The organism is Ferrovibrio terrae, from assembly GCF_943372915.1.
Taxonomy (GTDB): domain Bacteria; phylum Pseudomonadota; class Alphaproteobacteria; order Ferrovibrionales; family Ferrovibrionaceae; genus Ferrovibrio; species Ferrovibrio terrae_A.
Genome location: NZ_CALSAN010000025.1, coordinates 42,501 through 66,056, shown reverse-complemented (window position 1 = coordinate 66,056; position 23,556 = coordinate 42,501). Strand labels below are relative to the sequence as shown.

General features: G+C 63.0%; 24 protein-coding genes (1 of these 24 cut by a window edge). 6 read left to right on the top strand and 18 right to left on the bottom strand.

The features are described 5' to 3' along the window. Positions 1–55 precede the first annotated feature (55 nt). Both AAG821_RS16470 and AAG821_RS16465 read right to left on the bottom strand, forming a co-directional pair. Positions 56–910 carry a fumarylacetoacetate hydrolase family protein gene (locus tag AAG821_RS16470; protein ID WP_341913772.1) on the bottom strand — a complete coding sequence of 285 codons (855 nt, stop codon included), beginning with the start codon at positions 908–910 and terminating at the stop codon, positions 56–58. A 24-nt stretch (positions 911–934) separates the two neighbouring features. Beyond that, on the bottom strand, positions 935–1,891 hold the full coding sequence (locus AAG821_RS16465) for a VOC family protein (RefSeq protein ID WP_341913774.1): 957 nt from the start codon (positions 1,889–1,891) through the stop codon (positions 935–937). A gap of 94 nt (positions 1,892–1,985) precedes the next feature. Between AAG821_RS16465 and AAG821_RS16460 the strand changes: the two genes are divergently transcribed. Genes AAG821_RS16460 through AAG821_RS16450 form a run of 3 tightly spaced genes read left to right on the top strand, consistent with a single transcriptional unit; the run spans position 1,986 to position 3,594 of the window. Further along, complete coding sequence (locus tag AAG821_RS16460; RefSeq protein WP_341913776.1) at positions 1,986–2,696, top strand: FCD domain-containing protein; 711 nt, start codon at positions 1,986–1,988, stop codon at positions 2,694–2,696. Between the two features lie 20 nt (positions 2,697–2,716). Next, positions 2,717–3,304, top strand: a complete 588-nt coding sequence (locus AAG821_RS16455) for a malonic semialdehyde reductase (protein WP_341913778.1) — start codon at positions 2,717–2,719, stop codon at positions 3,302–3,304. After that, entirely contained in the window at positions 3,304–3,594 is a 291-nt protein-coding gene (locus AAG821_RS16450) for a YciI family protein (RefSeq protein ID WP_341913780.1), read from the top strand. The genes AAG821_RS16455 and AAG821_RS16450 overlap by 1 nt, the downstream gene beginning before the upstream one ends. Before the next feature lie 140 nt (positions 3,595–3,734). Here the strand turns inward: AAG821_RS16450 and AAG821_RS16445 are convergent, their stop codons facing one another. The 8 genes from AAG821_RS16445 to AAG821_RS16410 all read right to left on the bottom strand — a co-directional run bounded on the left by AAG821_RS16445 (position 3,735) and on the right by AAG821_RS16410 (position 11,588). Beyond that, positions 3,735–4,577 carry an amidohydrolase family protein gene (locus AAG821_RS16445; RefSeq protein WP_341913782.1) on the bottom strand — a complete coding sequence of 281 codons (843 nt, stop codon included), beginning with the start codon at positions 4,575–4,577 and terminating at the stop codon, positions 3,735–3,737. 8 nt (positions 4,578–4,585) lie between these two features. Next, positions 4,586–5,626: an aldo/keto reductase gene (locus AAG821_RS16440; RefSeq protein WP_341913783.1), complete on the bottom strand. Its 1,041-nt coding sequence runs from the start codon at positions 5,624–5,626 to the stop codon at positions 4,586–4,588. Further along, positions 5,616–6,056, bottom strand: a complete 441-nt coding sequence (locus AAG821_RS16435; RefSeq protein WP_341913785.1) for an RbsD/FucU domain-containing protein — start codon at positions 6,054–6,056, stop codon at positions 5,616–5,618. Before AAG821_RS16435 ends, AAG821_RS16440 begins: the two co-directional genes overlap by 11 nt. A gap of 79 nt (positions 6,057–6,135) precedes the next feature. Continuing rightward, complete coding sequence (locus tag AAG821_RS16430) at positions 6,136–7,713, bottom strand: ABC transporter substrate-binding protein (RefSeq protein WP_341913788.1); 1,578 nt, start codon at positions 7,711–7,713, stop codon at positions 6,136–6,138. Positions 7,714–7,743: 30 nt separating this feature from the next. Continuing rightward, entirely contained in the window at positions 7,744–8,736 is a 993-nt protein-coding gene (locus AAG821_RS16425) for an oligopeptide/dipeptide ABC transporter ATP-binding protein (protein ID WP_341913790.1), read from the bottom strand. Beyond that, entirely contained in the window at positions 8,733–9,755 is a 1,023-nt protein-coding gene (locus AAG821_RS16420; RefSeq protein ID WP_341913792.1) for an ABC transporter ATP-binding protein, read from the bottom strand. The genes AAG821_RS16425 and AAG821_RS16420 overlap by 4 nt, the downstream gene beginning before the upstream one ends. Beyond that, the gene (locus AAG821_RS16415) at positions 9,752–10,642 is read right to left on the bottom strand and encodes an ABC transporter permease (RefSeq protein ID WP_341913795.1); all 891 of its coding nucleotides are present in this window, start codon (positions 10,640–10,642) and stop codon (positions 9,752–9,754) included. Before AAG821_RS16415 ends, AAG821_RS16420 begins: the two co-directional genes overlap by 4 nt. 4 nt (positions 10,643–10,646) lie before the next feature. Further along, positions 10,647–11,588 carry an ABC transporter permease gene (locus tag AAG821_RS16410; RefSeq protein ID WP_341913797.1) on the bottom strand — a complete coding sequence of 314 codons (942 nt, stop codon included), beginning with the start codon at positions 11,586–11,588 and terminating at the stop codon, positions 10,647–10,649. 281 nt (positions 11,589–11,869) lie between these two features. Between AAG821_RS16410 and AAG821_RS16405 the strand changes: the two genes are divergently transcribed. Together AAG821_RS16405 and AAG821_RS16400 are read left to right on the top strand one after the other, a co-directional pair. Continuing rightward, positions 11,870–12,925, top strand: a complete 1,056-nt coding sequence (locus AAG821_RS16405; RefSeq protein ID WP_341913798.1) for a LacI family DNA-binding transcriptional regulator — start codon at positions 11,870–11,872, stop codon at positions 12,923–12,925. Between the two features lie 4 nt (positions 12,926–12,929). Next, entirely contained in the window at positions 12,930–14,354 is a 1,425-nt protein-coding gene (locus AAG821_RS16400) for an amidase (protein ID WP_341913800.1), read from the top strand. An 886-nt stretch (positions 14,355–15,240) separates the two neighbouring features. Here AAG821_RS16400 and AAG821_RS16395 read toward each other — a convergent pair. The 8 genes from AAG821_RS16395 to AAG821_RS16360 all read right to left on the bottom strand — a co-directional run bounded on the left by AAG821_RS16395 (position 15,241) and on the right by AAG821_RS16360 (position 22,427). Then, the gene (locus tag AAG821_RS16395) at positions 15,241–15,384 is read right to left on the bottom strand and encodes a hypothetical protein (RefSeq protein WP_341913802.1); all 144 of its coding nucleotides are present in this window, start codon (positions 15,382–15,384) and stop codon (positions 15,241–15,243) included. A 5-nt stretch (positions 15,385–15,389) separates the two neighbouring features. After that, positions 15,390–16,220 carry an IclR family transcriptional regulator gene (locus AAG821_RS16390; RefSeq protein WP_341913804.1) on the bottom strand — a complete coding sequence of 277 codons (831 nt, stop codon included), beginning with the start codon at positions 16,218–16,220 and terminating at the stop codon, positions 15,390–15,392. After that, the gene (locus AAG821_RS16385) at positions 16,217–17,740 is read right to left on the bottom strand and encodes a tripartite tricarboxylate transporter permease (RefSeq protein WP_341913806.1); all 1,524 of its coding nucleotides are present in this window, start codon (positions 17,738–17,740) and stop codon (positions 16,217–16,219) included. The genes AAG821_RS16390 and AAG821_RS16385 overlap by 4 nt, the downstream gene beginning before the upstream one ends. Positions 17,741–17,744: 4 nt before the next feature. Further along, positions 17,745–18,158, bottom strand: a complete 414-nt coding sequence (locus AAG821_RS16380) for a tripartite tricarboxylate transporter TctB family protein (protein WP_341913808.1) — start codon at positions 18,156–18,158, stop codon at positions 17,745–17,747. After that, a complete protein-coding gene (locus tag AAG821_RS16375) occupies positions 18,158–19,129 on the bottom strand; it encodes a tripartite tricarboxylate transporter substrate binding protein (RefSeq protein WP_341913810.1) in 972 nt (323 codons plus the stop codon). Before AAG821_RS16375 ends, AAG821_RS16380 begins: the two co-directional genes overlap by 1 nt. Before the next feature lie 28 nt (positions 19,130–19,157). Next, entirely contained in the window at positions 19,158–20,420 is a 1,263-nt protein-coding gene (locus AAG821_RS16370; protein WP_341913811.1) for a threonine synthase, read from the bottom strand. Beyond that, positions 20,417–21,619: a Xaa-Pro peptidase family protein gene (locus tag AAG821_RS16365; protein WP_341913813.1), complete on the bottom strand. Its 1,203-nt coding sequence runs from the start codon at positions 21,617–21,619 to the stop codon at positions 20,417–20,419. The genes AAG821_RS16370 and AAG821_RS16365 overlap by 4 nt, the downstream gene beginning before the upstream one ends. Positions 21,620–21,950: 331 nt before the next feature. Further along, positions 21,951–22,427 carry an Lrp/AsnC family transcriptional regulator gene (locus AAG821_RS16360; RefSeq protein WP_341913815.1) on the bottom strand — a complete coding sequence of 159 codons (477 nt, stop codon included), beginning with the start codon at positions 22,425–22,427 and terminating at the stop codon, positions 21,951–21,953. A gap of 116 nt (positions 22,428–22,543) precedes the next feature. On the opposite strand from AAG821_RS16360, the gene AAG821_RS16355 reads away from it, so the two are divergent. Then, positions 22,544–23,556: the beginning of a transketolase gene (locus tag AAG821_RS16355; protein ID WP_341913817.1), read on the top strand. The gene runs 1,390 nt beyond the window's last position; the window shows 1,013 of its 2,403 coding nt (coding positions 1–1,013); the start codon lies at positions 22,544–22,546; the stop codon falls past the right edge of the window.

Below are 23,556 nucleotides of genomic sequence, written 5' to 3'. Positions count from 1 at the left end.
ATCCGTTTCAGACTTTTCATTATTTCCTCCCTCGGCAGTGTTTCTACTCGATGCTCTACTCGTTCTTGACGGTATTGCTCAGGATGCCGATCTTCTCGACTTCCACCTCGATAACGTCACCCTGTTTCATGAAGATCGGCGGCTTGCGGGCAAAGCCCACGCCCGCCGGCGTGCCGGAGATGATCACATCGCCGGGCTGCAGCTCGAAAATCTCCGAGCAGGTGCTGACCAGCGTTGCCACGTCGAAGATCATGTCCTTGGTATTGGCATCCTGCAGCACCTGGCCGTTCAGGCGGGCCTGGATACGCAGGCCGACGACACCGGCCGGCAGTTCATCGGCCGTCACCAGTTCCGGGCCGAAGGATGCAGTGGCGTCAAAGTTCTTGCCGATCATCCACTGATGCGACTTGAACTGGTAATCGCGGATCGAGCCGTCGTTGAACAGCGAATAGCCGACGACATGCTCCAGTGCCTTGTCCTTGGCGATATAGCGGCCGGCCTTGCCGATGATGACGGCAACCTCGGCCTCGTAGTCAAACTGATCGGAGACCTTGGGCTTGATCAGGGCCTCGTCATGCGCGACCCAGGAAGATGGGAAGCGATGGAACAGCACCGGATATTTCGGCGCGTCCTTGTAGGGGCTTTCGGCCGCATGATCGATGTAGTTCAGGCCGACCGCGATGGCCTTGGACGGATTGAGCACCGGCGGCAGCAGCTTGGCGCCCTTGAACGGTGTGGTCGGGCCACCCTTGGCAGCCGCGTCCTTGGCCTTGGCCAGACCACTCGGCCCCATGGCGAGCAGTGCATCGACGCTGTCGGGCAACCCGGCTGATGTCAGGTCGACGATGGCATCGCCGTTGCGGGCACCGAGCGAACGCTTGCCGTCCTTGAGGTAATTCAACAGTCGCATGGGGAAACAGTCCTCTTTACAGCTTCAGCCCTTATGGGCCTGGGTTTCATGATTGGTGATGAAGTCTTCGGGCACAGCCGGCCCCCAGAGGTAGAAGGAATCCTCCGGCGGATGATCCTGCGCCGGCCAGCCGTCGAGGCCGACGAAATCGATGTCGTAGGAATATTCGGTGAAGCTACCCCAGGGGTCGCGCTGGTAGTAGAAGTAATTCGAGCCCAGCACATGACGGCCCATGCCCCAGCCGTACGTGTAGCCCTTGTTCAGCATCTGCTCCATGCCGAGGCCGACCTCGTCCACGCCGCGCACCACCCAGCTGGTGTGATGCAGGCCAGGGCCGTCCGACTTGGCAAAGGCCAGCAGATGATGGTCGCTGGAATGCACGCCATGCATGAAGGCGATGCCGTCGCCGGATTGATCCGAGAGATTCATGCCCATGGCTTCGCGATAGAATTTCAGCGAGCGTGGCACATCCGAGCAGAACAGCAGCGCATGGGTCAGGCGCACCGGCTTGACCGGCTGCATGGTGCGGCGGTTGATGCCGATATCGATGCCGGCCGGATTCTTCATGTTCATCGGGCCGTAAGTGTCGCCCTTCTGGTTCGGCGAGGATTTCTCGGCCACGACGATCTGCAGCGTGATGCCATCGGGATCGCGCAGCCAGAAGCCCTGTTCATCGACCAGCGGATGCGGATGGATGGTCTGCACGCCGATCTTCTCCAGATGGCGCCGTAGCGGTTCGTAGTCCTCGGCATAAACGCCGAGTGCGAGATATTCGAGCTTCTTCGGCTTGCCGCTTTCATAGATCGAGCCCCAGCGATGGGGATGCCCGAAGGTATAGAGGTCGAGGCGGTTGCCGACCGGCCGCACATCCAGGCCGAAATCGGTGAAATACTGTCTGGCGACATCCAGCTTGGGCACGCTGAAGACGAAACGATCCAGCGAATGGATCGCTGTCACCCCGGAGCGCTTGGGATCTGCCATGGTCTGTTTCCTCCGCTCTGCTCTTGTCAGGGCTTGTGCTTTTCTATATTTTTGTCTTACACATAGATTTGCTGGCTAGCAATATATTTTTATCATGAAAATAATCCACAGCCCTGCCGATGCTCTTGCGGATACGCCGCCCCCGGAAACCGGCGCGACGAAGTCCCATCGGGCCTATGCGCAGATCCGTGCCGATATCCTGAGCTGCCGCCTGCTGCCCGGCACCAAGCTGAACATCGCGGCGCTGGCCGGCGAGCTCGATGTCAGCCTCGGCGCAGTGCGCGAGGCGCTCTCCATGCTGCAATCGGAGGCGCTGGTCGTCTCCGAGCCCCAGCGCGGCTACACCGTCAGCCCGGTTTCGCCCAAGGAACTGGCCGACATCACCGAGGCCCGCATTGCCATCGAAACGCTGTGCCTGCGCGCCTCGATCGAACGTGGCGACCTGGCCTGGGAAAGCCGGCTGGTCGCCGCCTGGCATCGCCTGTCGCGCCTGAGCCAGACCGAGGCCGGCAAGGACCTGCATCTCAGCGAGGTGTGGTCGCGCGCCCATGCCGATTTCCACGCCGAGCTGGTCACCGCCTGTGGCAATGACTGGCTGCTGCGCATGCGCGCGATGCTCTATGAGCAGAGCGAGCGCTACCGCCGCATGTCGGTGCCGCTGCAGACCGAGGCCCGCGACGTGCCGGCCGAGCACCAGGCCATCTTCGATGCCGTCATGGCGCGCGACACCGAGCGCGCGGCGGCCGCGCTGGAACAGCATCTGCGCAAGACCGCCACGATCGTGCGCGCCTCCGTCGCCCTCTGACGCCAGCGAAAAGTCCCGCCATGCCCCGCATCGCCGCCGACGCATTGAACCAGCTGTTTCTCGATGCCCGTACGCAGAATGGCTGGCTCGACCGGCCGGTATCAGACGATCTGCTGCGCGAGATCTACGACATCGCCAAGATGGGCCCGACCTCGATGAACACCCAGCCGATGCGGCTGGTATTCCTGCGCAGCCCGCAGGCCAAGCAACGCCTGGCGCCGGCACTGTCGCCGGCCAATCTCGACAAGACTCTGGCGGCGCCGGTCACCGCGATCATGGCGCGCGACACGCAGTTCTACGACTACATGCCCGAGATCTGGCACAAGCCGGAAGCGCGCGAAACTTTTGCCGGCAATGCCCCGCTGGCCCAGGCGACAGCACAGCGCAATGCCACGCTGCAGGGCGCCTATCTGATCATTGCCGCCCGCGCGCTCGGCCTGGATTGCGGACCGATGAGCGGATTCGACATCGCCAAGGTGAATGCCGAATTCTTCCCCGATGGCCGCTTTCAGACCGATTTCCTGTGCAACCTCGGCTATGGCGACCCGGCCAAACTCTTCGGACGCCAGCCGCGTCACACTTTTGAACGCGTCTGCCAGGTTCTGTAATGCCGCATTTCATCATTCACTGCCTCGATGCCGCCGATGCGCTGCCGCGCCGGCTCGCGCATTACGAGGCGCACAAGGCCTATCTGGCCGGTGCCCCGGTGCGCAGCATCGTCTCCGGCCCGCTGGTTTCCGATGATGGCGAGACGATGATCGGCAGCCTGTTCCTGGTCGAGGCCGCGGACCGGGCCGCCGCCGAGGCATTCAACGCAGCGGATCCTTTCCGCAAAGCCGGGGTCTGGACCAGCATCCACATCCACCGCTTTCACAAGCGGATCGACCAGCGGGACTGAGTACTGAAGCGCGCGGCGGATCTTGCCACCGCCACCCGGGTCGGCGAAACTGCCTTTGGACAGTAGCGCACGGTGCAGAAGATTTTGCGTGGGTGACAGAATTGACTGCAGGAATTCATGAGGTTTCGAATTGCGCAGTCCTAGATTCGATAACACCCGCGTGCATTCTGGCCAAAAACCAGACCCTTCTCTTCTACCCCAAGCCCCGCCAGAGCCCGCTCGCTGAGCGCAAGCCAATGGTCATAATTACCCGCGAGCGTCATCACCGGCCAGTCGCTGCCCCAGAGCAGGCGCGACGGACCGAAAAGTTCCAGAAGGATGCGCATGGCCGGCAGCAAATCTTCTGCCTGCCAGTGCGAGCCTGCCTCGGTGAGCAGCCCGGACAGTTTGCACCAGACCTGCGGATGGCGTGCCATCCGGCGCATATCCTGTTCCCAGGCCCGTAAGGCTGAGACATCGTTGCGCCATGCCGCAAGCTTCGGCTTGGCGCCATGGTCGATCACCATCGGCAGATCGGGGTAACGCCGCGCCAGCACATCCAGTGCCGGCAGATGCGGTGGGTGCACCAGCGCATCGAAGCTCAAGCCGCAATGAATCATTGCCCTGAAAACCGGATCGAAAGCCGGCTGCAGGATCCAGTCCGGATCGTCGATGAATTCCAGCATCGGTCGCAGCCCGCGCAGCTTTGCCTGTCCGGCCCGGCGCTCGACCTCGGCCACCGCATCGGCCGCCGTGAAATCGACCCAGCCCACGACGCCGAGCACGCTTGGCGTCGTGCGGGCAATCTCCAGCAGAAAATCGGTTTCGCGCGCCGTGGCATCAGCCTGCACCAGGATCGTGCCATGAACGCCGGCAGCGGCCAGCAGCGGGGCAAGATCGGCAGGAAGAAAATCGCGCCGGATCGCGGCATGCTGCGGCTGCATCCAGGCATAATCGCTGCGGTCGAGCTGCCAGTAATGCTGGTGGGCATCAATGCGCGTCACGGACATCCTCAGGCCGGCACCGGTGCCTCGGGCGGCAGCAGCCCTTCGGCTTTCAGCTCGCTCCACAGGGCTGATGGGACCGGCCGTTCGAAGAGATCGATGTTGACTGCCATCTCAGCAACCTTGCGGGCCCCTGGCAGTACCGAAACGACCGCCGGGTGGAAGGACGGAAACTGCAGTGCAGCGGCGGCGAGCGGCACGTCATGGCGGCGGCAGACAGCCGCCAATCGATCCGTGCGCTGCAGGATATCCGCTGGCGCCGGCTTGTAATCGTAGCGCGCATCGGGCACTGCGCCGGTCGCCAGAATACCGGAATTGAAGGCGCCGCCGATCACAACGCCCACGCCGCGCCGCACACAGGCAGGCAGAAAACTGGCAAGCGCTGACTGGTCGAGCAGGGAATACCGCCCGGCCAGCAGGAAGACATCGAGATCAGCATCCACCAGAGCGCGGGCGCAGACCTGCCATTCGTTGACGCCAAGGCCGAGGGCGCCAATCACACCCTGATCACGCAATTCCGCCAGCGCCCGGTAGGCGCCGCGCATGGCTTCGCCATAGCGCTGCTCCAGCGCCGCGCCATGACAGGCAGTATCGAGATCGTGGATATAGACGATGTCGATGCTATCCATCCCGAGGCGCTGCAGGCTGGCTTCCAGCGATCGCAGGGTCGCATCGTAACCGTAGTCGCAGCGGCGCCGGCTGCCATCCAGGCCGACATAAGGACCATCCTGCTGCACCCCGCCATCCGGCTCGATCAACCAGCCAACCTTGCTGGACAGCACGTAATCCTGCCGTGGCCGGCGAACGAGGGCCCGGCCCATGCGTCGCTCGCTCAGGCCGCTGCCGTAGAGCGGAGCCGTATCGAAATAGCGGATACCGCCCTGCCAGGCCGTGGCCACGACTTCGTCGGCATCGGTCTCGTCCACGGCTTGATACAGATTGCCAAGCGGCGCACCACCCAGGCCCAGCCCGGTCAACGTGAGATTACCGCGGCCGAGGATGCGGCGGCGCGCGGCGCGCGGCCGGGCGGTGAGCAGTTCAGGCGACATAGTGGGGTGAACCCGCGGCAATCACGCCCTTGCGCAGGATGAGATTGGCATAGGGCCGCGCATCGGCTGTGACCACGATGGCAAAGGCCTTGGCGGCGCGGTCATAAAAAGCATCGCGTTCAAGCTGCTCGACCTTACCGAACGAGGCCAGCGCCGCAGTCAGGTCGGTCAATGCCGGGGCATCGCGGTCCTGCGCCCGCACCCCCTGCATCAGGGTCAGTGGCGCCGGGACAAACTCATCAAGCGGCAGCAGCGTCAGCACCGCCATGGCCAGCCGCGTCGTGCTTTCCGCCGTCGTCTGGATCAGGCGGCGCGCCAGCCGTGCCGCTGGGAAATTGGCATCGGCGATCACCAGATCGTCGCCATGCCCCATGCTGGCCAGGCCATGCAGCAGATCAGCCGGCAGCTGGGTGGAAATCCCGATCAACATCACAAGCTCGCTTTCATTGAGCCGCTTTCATTCAGAAGGTGATATCCCGGGCCGAAACGGCGGCCCGGGATACCATGGCTCAGTTGGCCTTCTTGATATTCCAGTAGACCGGGATGGCGGCGTTCGGAATATCGCTCAGCTTGGCCGACACACCACGCACCAGCGAAAGCTGGCCGAGCGGCACGTAGGGCACCACTTCCGCGGCCCGCAGCTGCAGCGCCTTGGCGATCTCCTGACGCTTGGCCAGATCAGGAGTCAGCGCAAACTCGCTGCGCAGCTTCTCGATCTGGTCATCGCAGGGCCAGCCGAACCAGGCCGCATCGCAGTTGGAGCGCAGGCCGAGATGGCCGAGCGGATCCATCATGTCGGCGCCGGTCGGCGCCGAGATGAACAGCGACCAGCCGCCTTCATTCATGGCCTTCTTGCTGGTACGCCGCGCCGTCAGCGTGCCCCAATCCATCGCCTGCGGCTCGACCTTCAGGCCGATGTCGCGCATCAGCTGTTCTGCCACCGAGGAGAAGGTGTTGGTGATGCCGGCTTCCGTGCCATGCAGCACCACAACCGGTGCGCCATCATAGCCGGCCTCTTTCACCAGTTGCCGTGCCTTGGCCAGATCCTGCTTCACCCAGCCCGCATCGGTGTAGTACGGCGAACCGCACATGTAGAAGGATGGGCAGTCCTTGTACAGCTTGGGGTCTTCGACATAGGCCCGCATGAAGACATTCTGGTCGACCATGTAGCGGATCGCCTGGCGGATCTTGGGATTGTTGAACGGCGGCTGCAGGCTGTTCATGCGGAACACCACCTGCACGCCGAGCGAATCCTGCGGCACGGCCTTGACCCGGGGATTCTTGGCGATCAGGCCAAGCATATCCGGCGGCACTTCCTCGAAGATGTCGATCTCGCCGGCCTGCAGCGCGTTCAGCGCGGTCTGCGCATCGGGCATGTAGAGCCATTCAACACGGTCGAAGTTTGCCTGCTTGGCGCCGGCCATGCCTGATGCCGCATCGCTGCGCGGCTTGTAGTCCGGATTGCGGACATACACCACTTTGGAGCCGGGTACCCACTCCTCTTTCTTCATGATGAAGGGGCCGGAACCCACCGGATCGGTCAGCGATTCCGTCGCCGGCGCCTTGGCAATGCGCTCGGGCATGATGAAAGGAACACCCGAGCTTGGCTTGCCCAGCGCATCCAGCACCAGGCCCCATTTCTGCTTCAGCACCAGCTTGGTGGTCTTGGCATCCACTGCTTCCAGACTGGCAGTATTGGCCATCAGCTGCTGGCCGAGGCCATCACGCTGGCCCCAGCGCCGCAGCGAAGCGACCACATCGGCCGCCGTCACCGCCTGGCCATCATGAAACTTCAGGCCGTCGCGCAACACGAAGGTCCAGGTCAGGCCGTCCGCGCTGGTTTCGTATTTCTCCAGCATCTGCGGCTTGATATTGAGCTTCTCGTCCATGGCAAACAGCGTGTCGTAGATCATGTAGCCATGATTACGCGCCATGTAGTCCGAGTTGGTGACAGGATCGATACCCTTCAGGTCGCCGAAGGGACGGACCTTCAGAACATTGCTCTGGGCTGCAGCAATGCCTGTCTGCAGCAGCAAGGTCGTGACGGCAGCAGCCGCCAGCAGTTTCACCGTCATTCTTGTACGCATGGTTTCCTCCCGTTTGTATTTGTTGATTGGTTACGCAGTCTCAATGTGATGGCAGGCGACATGGTGCTGCGGCGCGATCTGGCGCAGGGCCGGCGCGGCTTCGGCGCAGAGCGCCGTAGCCTGTGGACAGCGCGTGCGGAAACGGCAGCCGCTGGGCAATGCGCTGGCGCTTGGCACTTCGCCTTGCAGCAAGCTGCGGCGACGGCGTCGCGCCGGATCGGGCGACGGCACGGCATCGAGCAGGGCGCGTGCATAGGGGTGGGCGGCGGCGCTGAAGAACCGCTGTCGGGGCGCCACCTCGACGATGGCGCCGAGATACATCACCGCCACCGTGGTGCTGATATACTCGACCACCCCAAGATCGTGGCTGATGAACAGGTAGGACAGGCCAAGCTCGCGCTGCAGATCGGCCATCAGGTTGAGGATCTGGGCCTGGACCGAGACATCGAGGGCTGAGACCGGCTCGTCGGCCACCACCACGGCCGGATTGAGGGCCAGCGCCCGTGCAATGCCAAGCCTCTGGCGTTGACCACCGGAAAACTGGTGCGGATAGCGATCGCGCTGATAACGGGCCAGACCAACCCGGTCGAACAGCGCATCCACCTGGGCGGCACGAGAAACCGAATCACCGATCCCGTAATTGACCAGCGGCTCGCCGACAATCGCCGCCGCGCTGAGGCGCGGGTTGAGTGAAGCAAACGGATCCTGGAACACCATCTGGATGCGCTGTCGGGCCAGCCGCAGGGCATCATCGTCAAGGCCGGCAAGGTCGGTGCCTTCGAGCAGGACCGACCCGGTGTCGGGCTTGATCAGGCGCAGGATCAACTTGGCAATGGTCGATTTGCCACAGCCGCTCTCGCCGACCAGCGCCAGGGTTTCACCGCGCGGCAGGGTGAAGGACACACCATCCACCGCATGCACAGCCCCCTGTCCATTGCGGCCGAACCAGCCGCGCCGGAACGGGTAATGCTTGACAAGGTCGCGGACTTCCAGAGCCGGCGTATGCAGAGCCTGCATCATCATGCGTCCGCCTTCAGCCGCGCGGGCTCGGCCGCATGCCAGCAGGCCACCGCATGGTCCCGCGCCTGCTTTTCCAGAACCGGCACGGTCACGCAGCCCTCATCAGCCAGGCTGCAACGCGGCGCGAACGCGCAGCCGGCCGGCATGTCGAAGGGCGACGGCACGGTGCCCTGGATTTCCTGCAACCGCGCCAGCGGCTGGTCACCGCGATGCAGCGCCAGATGCGGCACCGAGTTCATCAAGCCGCGCGTATAAGGATGGCGCGGCATGGCAAACAGGTCGCCCACGGCGGCCTGTTCGACGCTGCGGCCCGCATAAAGCACCACCACGCGGTCGGCCACTTCGGCCACCACGCCCAGGTCATGCGTGATCATGATGACCGCTGCGCCGCTTTCGGCGCGGATTTCATCCAGCAGGGCCAGGATCTGCGCCTGGATGGTCACGTCCAGCGCCGTGGTCGGCTCGTCGGCGATCAGCAGCTGCGGGCTGCAGGCCAGGGCCATCGCGATCATCACCCGTTGGCGCATGCCGCCAGACAGCTGGTGTGGATACTGCCGCAGGCGCTGCTGGGCATCGGGGATGCGAACGCGCTCAAGCAGGCGCCGGGTCTTGGTATCGGCCTCATGCCGAGTCAGCCCCTGATGCAGGCGCAGCACCTCGCCAATCTGCCGCCCGATGGTGAGCACCGGGTTCAGCGATGTCATGGGTTCCTGGAAGATCATCGCCATCCGGTTCCCCCGGATGCGCCGCATCTCCGTCTCGCTCAGCGTGGCGAGATCCGTGCCGTCGAACAGGATGCGACCGGCCGAGATGCGCCCGATGCGTCGCGGCAGCAGCCGCATCAGGGCCAAAGCGGTGATGCTTTTGCCGCAGCCGCTTTCGCCGACGATGCACAGCGTCTCGCCACGATTGACCGTAAAGGACAGATCACGCAGCACCGGCATGGCTCCATGCGGCAACGCCAGGCTGACGCTGAGGTTCTCGACGCTGAGCAATGGGTCGTTGTTCGCAGAGGCGTTCATTTCAGCTTCCCCGCAAGGCGCGGATCCAGCACATCGCGCATCGCGTCGCCGACCACGTTTACCGTCAGCACCAGAAAAGCCAGAAACACGCCGGGAAATGCCGCCATCCAGGGTGCGCGCTGCAGATACTGGCGCCCCTCGGCCATCATGTTGCCCCAGCTCGCCACTTCGGGCGGGGTGCCGGCACCCAGGAAGGACAGCACCGCCTCCAGAATCATGGCGGAGGCAAAAACATAGGTGGCCTGCACCAGCACTGGCGCCATCGTATTGGGCAGGACATGGCAGAACAGAAGACGCGGCAAGCGCGTGCCGTTGGTCACTGCCGCATCGATATAGGGTTGCTCGCGGATACTGAGTACGGCGCTGCGCACCAGTCGCGCCATGCGGGGAATTTCCGGGATGCTGATCGCAATCACGACATTCTGCAGGCTGGAGCCGAACAGCGACATCAGGGCAATCGCCAGCAGCACACCCGGAATCGCCATGATGCCATCCATCACGCGCATCATCAGGCTGTCGAAGCGACGCAGGAACCCGGACAGCAGGCCGACCGTCACCCCTGCAATGATCACGACCACGGCCACCATGATGCCGACGGCCAGCGAGACCCGCGTGCCATGCAGGCTGCGGGACAGGATCGAGCGGCCGAGATGGTCTGTGCCGAACCAGAATGCCTCGCCCGGCGGCCGCAGACGGTAGATCGGATTGATGGCCTTCGGATCCGGCAGCAGATACGGCGCCGCCAGCGCCACGGCGACAGCCACCAGAATCACTACAAGACCAAACAGGATCACCGGATGCCGGCGCAGGAATCGCAGACCCTTGGCCATGCGGCTCCAGACCGGGCTCGGTGCCATCGCGGCAGCGGAATGATCCATCATCGCCATGGCGCTAGAGCCGGATGCGCGGGTCGAACAGCAGGTAGCTGAGATCGACCAGAAGGTTGACGAAGACATAGACCGCGGCAAACAGCAGGATCAGCCCCTGCACCACCGGGTAGTCGCGCCGCATGATCGCATCGGCGGTCAGGCGGCCCAGGCCGGGGATGTTGAACACCGTCTCGGTCACCACCACGCCGCCCAGCAGAGCGGCGATGCCGACCCCAATCACGGTGACAATCGGCACCGCGGCATTCTTCAGTGCGTGGCCGATCAGCACCGGCTGCGGCGCCAGGCCCTTGGCATGGGCGGTGCGCACGTAATCCTCGGCCAGCACTTCCAGCATGCTGGCGCGGGTGACACGGGCCAGCAGCGCTGCATAGAGCAGTGCCAGTGTGACTGCCGGCAGGGTCAGGCTGCGCAGACAGCCGAACAGGCCGTCAGCCAGTGGCACATAGCCCTGGGTGGGAAACCACTCGAGCCCCAGGGCGAAGACATAGACGAGCAGAAACCCGACCACGAAAACCGGCGTGGAGAAACCGAGCACGGCGAAACCCATCACCGCGCGGTCAACCCAGCTGCCGGCGCGATAGGCTGCCAGCACGCCCAGCGGCAGGGCAAAGGCGATCGACAGCACCACCGTGAACAGCGTCAGCACCAGGGTCGGCTCGATGCGCTGGGCGATCAGGCTGCTGACCGGCAGACGGGAGAAGATCGAATGGCCGAGATCGCCCTGCATGATGCGGCCCAGCCAGGACATCAGCTGTTCCAGCATCGGCCGGTCCAGGCCCAGCTGCTGGCGGATCGCCTCGATCTGCTGCGTGGTGGCGTAGTCACCGGCGATCACCACCGCAGGATCACCGGGCGTCATCTGCAGCAGCAGGAAGACGAATACCGCGACCAGACCGAGCACGGGGATCGTGGCCAGCAGGCGGCGGGCCAGATAGCCGGTCATGACGCAAGTTCCCGTCCGGTTGTGCTGGCTTGAGTGGTCCTAAGCCGGTACACGGCAATCCCCCCGGTTATGTAAAACGTTTCAAAACAAATGCCAGAAATGCTTTTTCCTGACAAGCCCGTCATTCACTTTTCTTCAAGCGCTGCATATCGCATATGCACAAAATGATAGATTTTATGCTGCATAAGCGAAATATAGAGAAAGCAAGACCAATACTGCCACTTGCTCCAGCCGCCTGACTCTGGCATATCAGACTGACTTTAAACGTTTAACATGCGGACATGGCGACCATTCGGGATGTGGCCAGGCTGGCAGGCGTGTCGGTCGCCACGGTTTCAAACAGCGTCAACGATCCTGGCCGGGTCAGCGAGCAGTTGCGCGCGCGCGTGCTCAAGGCCATCGAGAGTCTGAATTACGCGCCGCGCGCCGCGGCGCGCAGCTTGCGCAAGCAGTCGAGCGGCCTGCTCGGACTGATCGTGGCGGATATCACCAATCCGTTCTTCACCGAGCTGGTGCAGGCGGTGGAAGGCATCGCCAGCCAGCAGGGTTTCTCGGTTCTGCTCTGCAACAGTGATGAAGACCCGGCGCGCGAGGAAAAGCATCTGCAGGTGCTGCGTTCGCAATGGGTTGACGGCATCATCCTGGCAACCACCGGCGATGTCTCGCTCAGCCGCAGCAGCCTGCTGAGCCAGATCCGCGTTCCCGTCGTTCTGGTCGACCGTGCCTTTGATGGCCTCGGCCTTGATGCGGTGGTGCTGGACAACCGCCTGGCCGCTCACCAGGCCACCGAGCATCTGATCCGCCGCGGCCATCGCCGCATCGGCCTGCTGTCGGGCCCGACCAGCGTCACCACCGGCGCCGATCGCCTCGCCGGCTATCGCGAGGCGCTGCTCGCCAGCCAGATCCGCTTCGATCCCGGCCTGGTGCTGGAGGCCGGCTTCCGCGAGCAGCAGGCCTACGATGCCACCGTGGCGCTGATGCGCCTGCCACAGCCGCCCACCGCGGTATTTGCCGCCAACAATCTGATGGCCATTGGCATGATGCGCGCGCTCAGCGATCTCGATCTGCGCTGCCCCGACGATGTATCCGTCATCAGCATCGACGATTTTGCCTGGGCCAATGTGTTCCGGCCCAAGCTGACCACGGTGGCGCAGCCGGTGCGCGAGATGGGCGAGATGGCGGTGAAGCTGCTGACCGACCGCATCAATGGCCACCGCAGCGGCACCGGCAGTACGCATATGCTGGAATCGCGCCTGGTGATCCGCGAGTCCTGCGCTGCGCCCGTGCAGGGCACACAGCCTGAGCCTATGCCGGTCGAATCCGCGCCGTCACGGTGACCCGATGTCTGCTGAGCTGATGCGGCTGTCTGCCCGCGCGGTACGGGGCCTGCTCGCACGCCGCGAGATTACGCCGGCGGATCTGGTCGAGGCGGCGATCGACCGCATCCAGACTGTCGATGGTGCCGTGAATGCCGTGCCGACGCGCTGCTTTGACCGTGCCCGCGCGCAGGCAGCTCAACCCGGCCTTGCCAATTCGATGCTCGGCGGGATTCCCTTCGTGGTGAAGGACAATGCCGAGATCGGCGGCGTGCGCTGGACCGGTGGCACACCGATCTTTGCCGACCGCGTCTCGACGCAGTCCGATCGCACCATTGCGCTGATCGAACGCAATGGCGGTATCCCGCTCGGCAAGGCCAACCTGTCCGAGCTGGGCGGTGCCAACACCACCAATGCCGTGCTGGGCACCACGCGCAATCCGTGGAACACCGCGCTCACCTGTGGCGGATCTTCCGGCGGTTCGGCTGTGGCGCTGGCCACCGGCCAGGTCTGGCTGGCGCATGGCAACGATGTCGGCGGCAGCCTGCGCATCCCGGCCAGCTTCTGCGGGGTCACCGGCCTGCGTCCAACGCCGGGCCGGGTGCCACGCCGCAGTATCCTCAATCCCTTCGATACGATCTTTGTCGATGGCCCGATGGCGCGCGACATCGGCGACCTGGCGCTGTTCTTCGATGCCATGATCGGCTTCGACTCGGCCGATCCACTGTCGGCATCTTCGCCCGACGGTCCCTTCCTGCCCATGGCACTGAAACCAGATCGGCCACTGCGCGCGGCCTGGTCCGCCGATCTCGGCTGCCTGCCGGTCGCAGACGAGGTGCGGGCACTTGGTGATGCCTTCGTGGCAGCACTGCAGGAAGATGGCACCGCCATCGATAAGGCCTGTCCGGATTTTACTGGCGCACTGCCCGCCCTGCTCACCCTGCGTGGCGTCAATTATGTCACCAGCTGGGAGCCGTTCCTGGACCGTCATCGCCACCAGTTCACCCCCGAGGTGATGGGCGATATCGAACATGGCCTGCGCCAGACGCCATCCAGCATCGGTGCCGCCGAACGCTACCGTGCCGAGATGTATCGCCGCGTCATCGCCTTCCTGGGCGATTACGAGGTGCTGATCACACCGGCCGCACCGATCCTGCCATTTGCAGTCGAAACCATGTGGCCGCAACAGATCGCCGGCATGCAGCAGAATACTTATATCGACTGGATTGCCATCACAGCGATCACCTCGCTGCTGGCCTGCCCGGTGCTGGCTGTGCCGGTCGGATTCTCGTGCGACGGCCTGCCGTTCGGCGTGCAGATCATCGGTCGGCCCCGATCAGAAGCTCGGCTATTCCAGATCGCAGCAGCCATAGAACGGCTATGCGGGTTGCCGCCGACCATTATCGAACCTAACTCGTGCAAAAAGAGTGCTATGCCGAGCTCGAATTAAAGCCGGCGAACTAAGTTTAACTCAAAAAAGCCTTTCGGCCATAAGGCCGATCTCAACAAAAAACCCGCCAGGCTTTCGCCGGCGGGTTTTCGATTTGGTTGCGGGAGTAGGATTTGAACCTACGACCTTCAGGTTATGAGCCCTAATCCGGGGCTTTTCCTGTACCGATCTGGAGACCTGTCTCCAAAATTCTCAAGCACTTAGCCTTAATCCCTTGCACCGGCGCCGACCGCTTTGCATTCGGCAGTGGAGCAAATTTGGATCAAATGGATCATAGCAGACTAGGTCCGCCCGGCCAACCCAGCCTTGAGCCACCCCCGACATATATAGATGTCTGAGATCGGCCTTATGGACAGTCGATCCGGCGCCGGCTTTCGGCAATGCTGCGGCCATGACGGCCGAGACCACCTCATTTCCATCTCCAGCCGGCGACGATCCGCTTCTGACCAAGAAGGATCTCGCCGACCGATGGCAATGCTCGGTCTCCTTTATAGAGAAACGACCACCCACTGAACTGCCACCCCAGGTGCTGTGTGATCCCCGGCCAGGCCCGATACCGGCTTTCGGACACCCTCCGATTCGAGGCATCCAGGGTCGATGCAGCCCATCGCCAAGTCCGCGGGACTCCGCTCCAAACCGGGGTCGATCCAAAGATACTTGAGCGGCCTACCAAAGGGTTCCCGATTCGCCTGCCGATGACGGCCCCGGGGCATGCTCCCAAGCGCGGCCGCCGACCGGTCCCTGCAATCAGGGACGGCGAACCGGTCTGAGTTTAGCCTGGATGCTATTCAGGCTCTTTTCCGGGCCGGCTAGATGGCTTCAGCTTTCCAAGCTTACGATGGGTGCGATTACTCCATCCGATATCCGCCGTGGAAATCCGGCTTTGCTACAGATATACCGCGACCGCCTTCAGGCTAGCCAGCACCACCAGCATGCAGAAGACGCCAGCGAAACGATGTACCAAGCGCGGCCACCATGACGGCCCTGCCTGGTTGGCGCGCGCCAATCCAGCCTCGGTACCCGCCACCATGGGCGTTACTTCACCAGCTTGGTGTTGCCCGGCTGCCAGCCCAAAGCCTGCGAAACCCTTTGCGCCGCGGCGGCAACCAGCGGCGCAACAGTCTGCAACGTGCGGCTGGCATCGACGTATTTCGGGAAGGCGACACTCAGGGCGGCGATAACGTGGCCTGCCTTGTCGCGGATGGGCGCTGCGACCGAAAGAACCCCGGGGATATTCTCTTCTGATACCGTTGCGATATCCGTGCGGCGAATCTTCGCCAGCGAGGCCACCAGGCGATCGACATCGGTAATGGTATGCGGGGTGAATGCTTTGAGCTTGTTCGTGCTGAGCAGTTTCCGGACATCGTCTTCAGCCAGCGATGCCAACAGCACTTTGCCCGCCCCCGTGCTGTGCAACGGCATCTCGCTGCCGGGTTTGACGTTGATGGAAATGGGCCCGTCTGCCTGCACCGCCAAGAGGTAGATAGCACGGAAGCCACGCAATGCGGCGACGAAGCCATTCAGCCGATGCTGCTTCGACAACTGCTCCAGCTCACGTTTCGCCGTTGCGATATAATCCATGGCGTTGGCGCGGTTTCCGCCCATCGCCAGTGCCTTATAGCCCAGCACATAGCGGCTGGTATCCTGGTTCTTCTCGACATAGCCGCGGTTGGACAACGAAGTGACCAGCCGCTGCACGATGGTCGGGCTCAGCGTCATGCGCCGTGCTATCTCGCGCACGCCCAGGCCACCATCCTCGCTGTCGATCATGGCAAGGATATCGAGGCCTCGCTCCAGGGACTGGCTGCCGGCGGATGGCTTTGGCTCACTTAAGCCACGCGAATGGGGGGATTTCAGAGTCTTCATTCCTCTTTACCTGCAAGGGCGGCCAGCGCACGGCGACCGCCAAATATACGGGATATCATCGGTGCGGCAAAAACGACCAGCGCCAGCGCAAGGAAGGCGACACTGATAGGGCTCTGCAGAAACACCATCGGACTTCCGTAACCGATGATCAGACCCTGACGCAGACTCTGCTCGAACATTGGGCCGAGCACAAATGCTAGTAGCAATGGGGCTATATCGAAGCCGGACCTGCGCAGGCCGTAGCCCAGGAAACCGAAACCGATCATGGCGATGACGTCGAACATGCTGTTGTTGAGGCTGTAAGCACCGATGACGCAGAACATCACGATCAGTACCGACATCAGGCCCTGCGGAATGCGCAACAGCGACACGAACAGACCAACCAGCGGTATATTCAGCAGCACCAGCATCAGATTGCCGACGAACATGCTGGCAATCACGCCCCAGAAGACTTCTGGATGTTCGACGATGAGCCGCGGCCCCGGCACGATGCCCTGCATCAGCAGCGCGCCCATGATCACGCCGATCACGGCATTGGCGGGAATGCCAAGACAGAGCAGCGGAATGAAACTGGCCTGCGCCCCGGCATTGTTGGCGGCCTCCGGCCCCGCCACGCCCTCGACCGCGCCCTGGCCGAATTCCTCGGGCCGGCGCGAGATTTTCTTCTCGACCAGATAGCTCACAAAACTGGAGATCATCGCGCCGCCGCCGGGCAGCAGGCCGAGCAGGAAACCGATGCCGCTACCCCGCACCACCGGCCCGATCGACCGCCGCGCTTCCTCCCGGTTGGGCAGAAGGTCGCGCAGGCGGCGGCTGTAGCCGAGAATCTCCGCCTTGGTCTCTTTCTGCCCAGCCAGGATCAGCACCTCGCTGAGACCGAACAGGCCCATGGCGACGACGGGAATACTGAACCCATCGCGCAACGGCGGAATGTCGAAAACGAACCGTTCCTCGCCCGAGACGATATCGACGCCCGCCGTGCCGAGCAGAAGGCCGAGACCGACCATGGCCACAGCCCGCGCCCGCGAGCTTTCACCGATGCCGAGAATCAGCGTCAGACCGAGGACCAGCATTGCCGCTTTCTCGACCGGACCGAACATGAGGGCGACGCTGGCGACCTGCGGCCCGACCCAGGCAATACCAATGGTGGCCGCAATGCCGGCAACAAAGCTGCCCAGCGCACTGATCCCGAGTGCGGCACCGGCGCGGCCCCGGCGCGCCATCTGGTAGCCGTCGATACAGGTGATCACGCTGGCGGCCTCGCCGGGAATCTTGATCAGGATCGAGGTGATCGATCCGCCATACATGGCGCCGTAGTAAATGCCGGCCAGCAGGATCACTGCACTGGTCTGGTCGAGATAGACCGAGATCGGCAGCAGCAGGCTGATGGTGGCCGTAGGGCCGAGCCCGGGCAGAACGCCCACGGCGGTGCCGACAAAGGCACCGAGTAGGGCAATGGATAGGTTGAACGGCGTCAACACGACACCGAAGCCCATCATGAGATTGCTGAGAACATCCATAAACTCACCAGACCATGCCGCCCGGCAGGGGAACCTGCAGCATATGGCCGAACAGCAGCCAGGCCGCAGTGCTGCTGATCACGGCCGCGGCAATAGCAGACCGCCAGCGAACACCTTCGGCAAAGCGCAAGAGGACAAGAATGAACAGGCCGAGCGCCGGCAGCATGCCCACCAGGGAGACGGCGAGCGGTAGCAGCAGTAATCCGCCGCCATAGCCGGCGATGCGGCCGACATGCACATTGTCCCCGGCCGCGGCCTGCTTCTCGCGGAAGACGAAGACGCTGGCAATCAGCAGGAGCGCTGCGCCGAGGCAGGGCATCAGCCCCGCCCCCGGCGCGCCAAACTCCCACAGGCCATATCCATAGGCGGCCACTAATGCGGCGACCGCCAGGACAGCCAATGCGACCGGACCATACATCAGGACTTCTTGAAACCGAGCGTTTCCATAGCCTCGCCGATCTTACGGTAGTTTTCGGCGACATTCGCAGTGAAATCAGCGCTGTTCATATAGACTGGGCTGGCACTGATCGCCTTCAGGGCGGTGGCAAACTCATCGGTTTTCATCATCTCCCTGATGGCACCATCCCAGTAGCTGACGATTTCGGCCGGCAGCTTGGCCGGACCGATCAGGCCATACAGTGCCTCGGTCGACAGCGGATAGCCGAGATCCTTGAAGGTCGGCAGCGACGGTTGGCCGGCGAGCTTCTCGGTGCCGGTCAGTGCCAGCAGCCGGACGGTGCCGGCCGAGAGCTGCGGGCCGTAATCGGCCGAGATGACGGCCTCGATATGCCCGCCGAGCAACGCGGTGATGGCTTCCGAACCGCCGGTGAATGGCACGAATGTGGTCTGGATGCCTTCCTTGCGGAAAGCCGCCTCGACGGCGATATGCGCAGCACCCCGCACGCCCGACGTGCCCCAGCGGAATTTACCCGGATTGTCCTTGGCGTATTTTATCACGCCGGCCCAATCCTTATGGGCACTGTCGGTCTTCACATAGAAGGCAATCGGGATATAGGCGTAGATGCCGATATAGGTGAAATCCTTCAGCGGGTCGTAAGGCAGTCGCTGCAGATGTGGCACGACGACGAAGGGGCTGATGGAATACAGACCCAGGGTCGTGCCATCAGGTGCGGCACGGGCGATCTGGCCCGGCGCGATCGTGGCACCCGCACCCGGACGGTATTCCACCGCAGCAGCGACACTGCGCTTGGTGCGCACATGATCGGCCAAAACGCGGGTCAACGCATCGCCACCACCACCAGCCGCGAACGGACATAAGATCGTGACAGGTTTGCTCGGATAGGCCTGCGCCACAGCCCGACCGCTGCCAGCCAACAGCGCCGATGCGCCAAGCCAGGCTGTCGTGGAGATAAACTGTCGACGATCCATTGTTGCCCCCGTGTTTGGTTGAGATGAACTATGCGGCCTGCGCCGGGTTGAACCGGAACTGCTGCATCAGATAGCGGCTGACATCCTCGAAAGTGCCCGACACGCCCGCTTCCGCCGATGAGTCCGACACCGACTTGTCGAGATCCTTCAGGCCGGATGCCGTCACAACGCCAACCACGGTGTCCTTCGGGCCGATGACCCTGGCCTTGGCCAGAGACCGGATTGCCACAGCCGGCATGGCCGCCGTCAGTTCGGCAAACACACCTTCGCGCTGCGCCAGATGCTCCTGCATGGCGATCAGACCGTCGTTGCCGACCACCTCGGCGCGGCCACCGGACTCGCGTAGCGCCTTGAGCGCCTGATAGCTGCTCTGCGTCGCGCCCACCGAAATCGCCAGCGGCGCAAAGCCGGCGGGCATATCGGGCACCTGATCCGTATTGCCATCCAGCACGGCGGCCAGCGAACCGAAGACTTCGACGGCCACCATCCGGGGCAACTTGCGGATCACGCCCGCGGCCTGCAGTTCCTGGAAACCGTACCAGGCGCCGGCCAGGGCGTCACCGTAGCAGACCGGCATCACCACCCAGTCCGGGCAGGCCCAGCCGAGATCGGCGCAGATTTCATAGGCGATGCTCTTGTAGCCCTCGATCCCCAGCGGATGACTGCCGATCACCGGCGCCGAATAGGGCGAGGTGGCGAACCAGCCGAAGCGCTGCACGCAGTCCTTCAGCATCGGCCAACGATCCTGCTTGCGCAGCAGCGGCACGACCTTGGCTCCGTATTTGCGAATCTGCGCCAGCATCGGTCCCGCCGTGCCGGCATAGGTGAAGACCACGCAGGGCAGACCGGCGCGTGCCGCATAGGCCGCCAGCGACGCGCCGGCATTGCCCGAGGATGCCGTGGCCATGACCTTGGCACCCATGCGGCGAGCCACCGACACCGCCACCGTGCTGAGCCGATCTTTGTAGGACCAGGTCGGATTGCGGCTTTCGTCCTTCAGATACAACCGCTCGAGGCCGAAATCCCGTCCCAGCGTCCTGGCATGCAGCAGCGGCGTTCCGCCCTCGCCCAGCGACACGATATCCTCAGAGGCCACCGGCAGCATCGCCGCATAACGCCACATGTTGCCGCGATCCTGCTGGAGCACCGCGCTCCAGCGCAGGGCCGGCGTGTCGGCATAGCGGACGCGCAGGTTGCTGCGGATATCGCCACAAGACGGACATCCTTCCAGCGTGATGCGGATCGGCTGCCGCGTGCCGCAGCGGATGCAGTCCAGTCCGACCGGTGTCACGCCAGCACCACCAGGTCGCCAGACATGGTCATGAAGCTTTCGGCGCCATCGCGACGGACCACGATGGTGTCCTCGCGCTGCAGGCCACACCAGCCGAGTTCGTAATAGGGCGTCTCGACGCACATCACCATGCCCTCTTCCACGACATGGTCGCTGCCGGGCGTCAGGTCCGGCATGTCATAGCCGTCGATACCGATGCCATGACCGACATGGCTGCGACTGTAATGCGAGATGCCTTCCTTGCGCACGGTTTCGACCGCTGCGTTGAAAAGGTCCGCTGTGCGCACGCCCGGACGCACCATTTCCAGCACGCGCTGCACGCCGGCGGAGAGCGCGTTGTAATACTGCTTCGTCTTGGCATCCGGCTCGCCGAATACCGCGATCCTAGCGATATCGGCGCGGTAATGGCGGTAGCGACCGCCGGCATCGAATCGGATCACCTGCCCACGCTTCAGCGGCGTATCGGACGGCTCGACATTGGGCATGGCGCTGCGCGGTCCGAAACCGATGCATTCCAGCACCGGGAAGGCATCGCGTCCCACCGTCTCGGCATGGAAAGCGCGCGCCAGCTCGCGCTCGGTGGCGCCCTCGGCGGCGAGCTTCAGCGCGGCACGAATCGAGTGCTCGGTGATGCGCGCAGCTTCTCTCAGCCGGTCAATCTCTGCCGGTGTCTTGACGGCGCGGATGCGGCGGAACAGCGTCGCGCCGGGCACCAGTTCGGCATCGGGCAGTTCCTGGCGCAAACGGTCCCAGTAGCCCGGCTGCAGGCCGATTTCATCGACCGCCAGCCGCGCCTTCGCCAGCCCGGCTTCGCGCACGGCATTGCACAGGGCATCGATCGGGTTCTTTTCGTCCGGCAGGTCGTAAAGTGCTGCCTGGCGCTGATCGAGGGCGCTGAGCGGCTCGTTGGAGCGATCGACACGGAAGAAGCCGTAGCGCCGTACATTGCGCACCCAGACATCCTGATCTGCCAATTGATCCAGCAGCGAGGTGGTGGCGATGATACATGATGCATCGAGATCATCTGCCGGCAGCATCACATAGGATTGTGGGCCGCGGCGGATCCACTGCGACAGCGCCCAGTAGCCACTCGAGTAGGTGACGTTCTCGGGCGAGGTGGCGACGATGGCGTCGATCTTCTCGCTCTTCAGCAATTCAACGAGGCGGCTTTTGTTCAGCAATGGGCCGGCTGCAAGCATGTTTTCTTATGTTCCTATTATCGGTACATTGTTGCTATTTTTAAAATATCCGTCATGTTGCCCTCCGATGTCAACCGGCTTTTATGCGCTGGACGCCATCCGTTGCTGCAATGCTGGATGAGAATGATGGATCGGTACTGCCAATTTACGCTGATCATGGAGGCGCAAAGCCTCCGTCATGTCACACGCCGTCCAGCCGCAGCACTGCCCGCTCACCGCGCAAGTTGCGGCAGGCCGCTTCACACAGCTGAGTGCCGCGTGCCAGACAGGTACTGGCCGCCCACTCCGGTATTTGAGAAGAAAATCCGGTTCGCCGTAACTGCCAATGAGATCAGCTGACCGGCAGCGCCGTGGTGTATTTCACCTGCTTGAGTGCGAAGCTGGATTTGATGCTCGCCACGCCAGGTATCTTGGTCAGATGGTCGAGCAGGAAGCGCTCGTAATCATGCAGGCTGCCGACCACGACGCGCAGCAGATAGTCGAAGTCGCCGGTCATCAGATAGCATTCCATCACTTCAGGCCGCTTGCGTACCGCCTTCTGGAAGGTTTCCAGCGCGGTTTCGATCTGCTTGTCCAGCGACACGTTGGTGAAGATGCTGATCGAGAGGCCGAGCGACTCGGGATCGACAAGGGTGACATATCTGGTGATGACGCCGGCTTCTTCCAGTGCCTTGACCCGGCGCCAGCATGGCGAGGTAGAAATCCCGACCCGCTCAGACAGTTCCTGGCTCGACAATCGTGCATTGTCCTGCAACGCCTTGATGATTTTTCTGTCTATCTGGTCCAGGGCAACCATTTCTTTGCTCATATTAAGATTTCTGCGCAAATATTTTGCAAAATATACCAGATCTACGCCCCGCTTTGCAAAACAATGCCCGCCGGAACGGACTACCCTCCGGGAGATTTTTGTCCCGGATGGAAAGCATGAGCGGCATCGACTCGAGTGAACTGAAAATCCTGCGCGACCTGGAGCGGAAAGTGCTCTGGCTGTCGACCTGGATGATCCATAACGCCAACCATCTGCGCGACAAGACTGATGGCGTGAAGGTCGGCGGCCACCAGGCCTCCAGCGCTTCGCTCGCCACGATCATGACCGCGCTCTACTTCCATTCGCTGCGCGCCTACGACCGCGTCGCCGTTAAGCCGCATGCCAGCCCAATCTTCCATGCCATCCATTATCTGATGGACCGGCAGAGCCGGGAGAAGATGGAGAATTTCCGCGGCTACAAGGGCGTGCAGTCCTACCCCTCGCGCACCAAGGATACGGCGGATGTCGATTTCTCCACCGGCTCGGTCGGCCTCGGCGCCGCACAGACCATCTTCGCCAGCCTGGTGCAGGATTATGTGAAGGCGCATGGCTGGGCCGGAGACATCGAGACCGGCCGCATGATCTCGCTGATCGGCGATGCCGAGATGGATGAGGGCAATATCTTCGAGGCCCTGCTGGAAGGCTGGAAACACGGCCTGCGCAACACCTGGTGGATCATTGACTATAACCGCCAGAGCCTGGATGCCGTGGTGCGGGAAGGTCTGTATGACCGGCTGGAAGCCCTGTTCCGCGCCTTTGGCTGGGATATCGTCACGCTGAAATACGGCCAATTGCTGGAAGCAGCCTTCAGGGAACCCGGCGGCGAACGTTTACGCGACTGGATCGACCGCTGCCCCAACCAGCTCTATTCGGCACTGACCTTCCAGGGCGGCGCGGCATGGCGCAAGCGCCTGCTCGACGATCTGGGCGATCAGGGCGACGTGACCCAGCTGATCGAAAGCCGTAGCGACCGCGAGCTGGCGCAGCTGATGACCAACCTGGCAGGCCATGACCTCGTCTCGCTCACCGCGGCCTTCGACGGCATCGATCATGACCGGCCGGTCGTCTTTCTGGCCTATACGGTGAAGGGTTTCGGCCTGCCGCTGGCCGGCCACAAGGACAACCATGC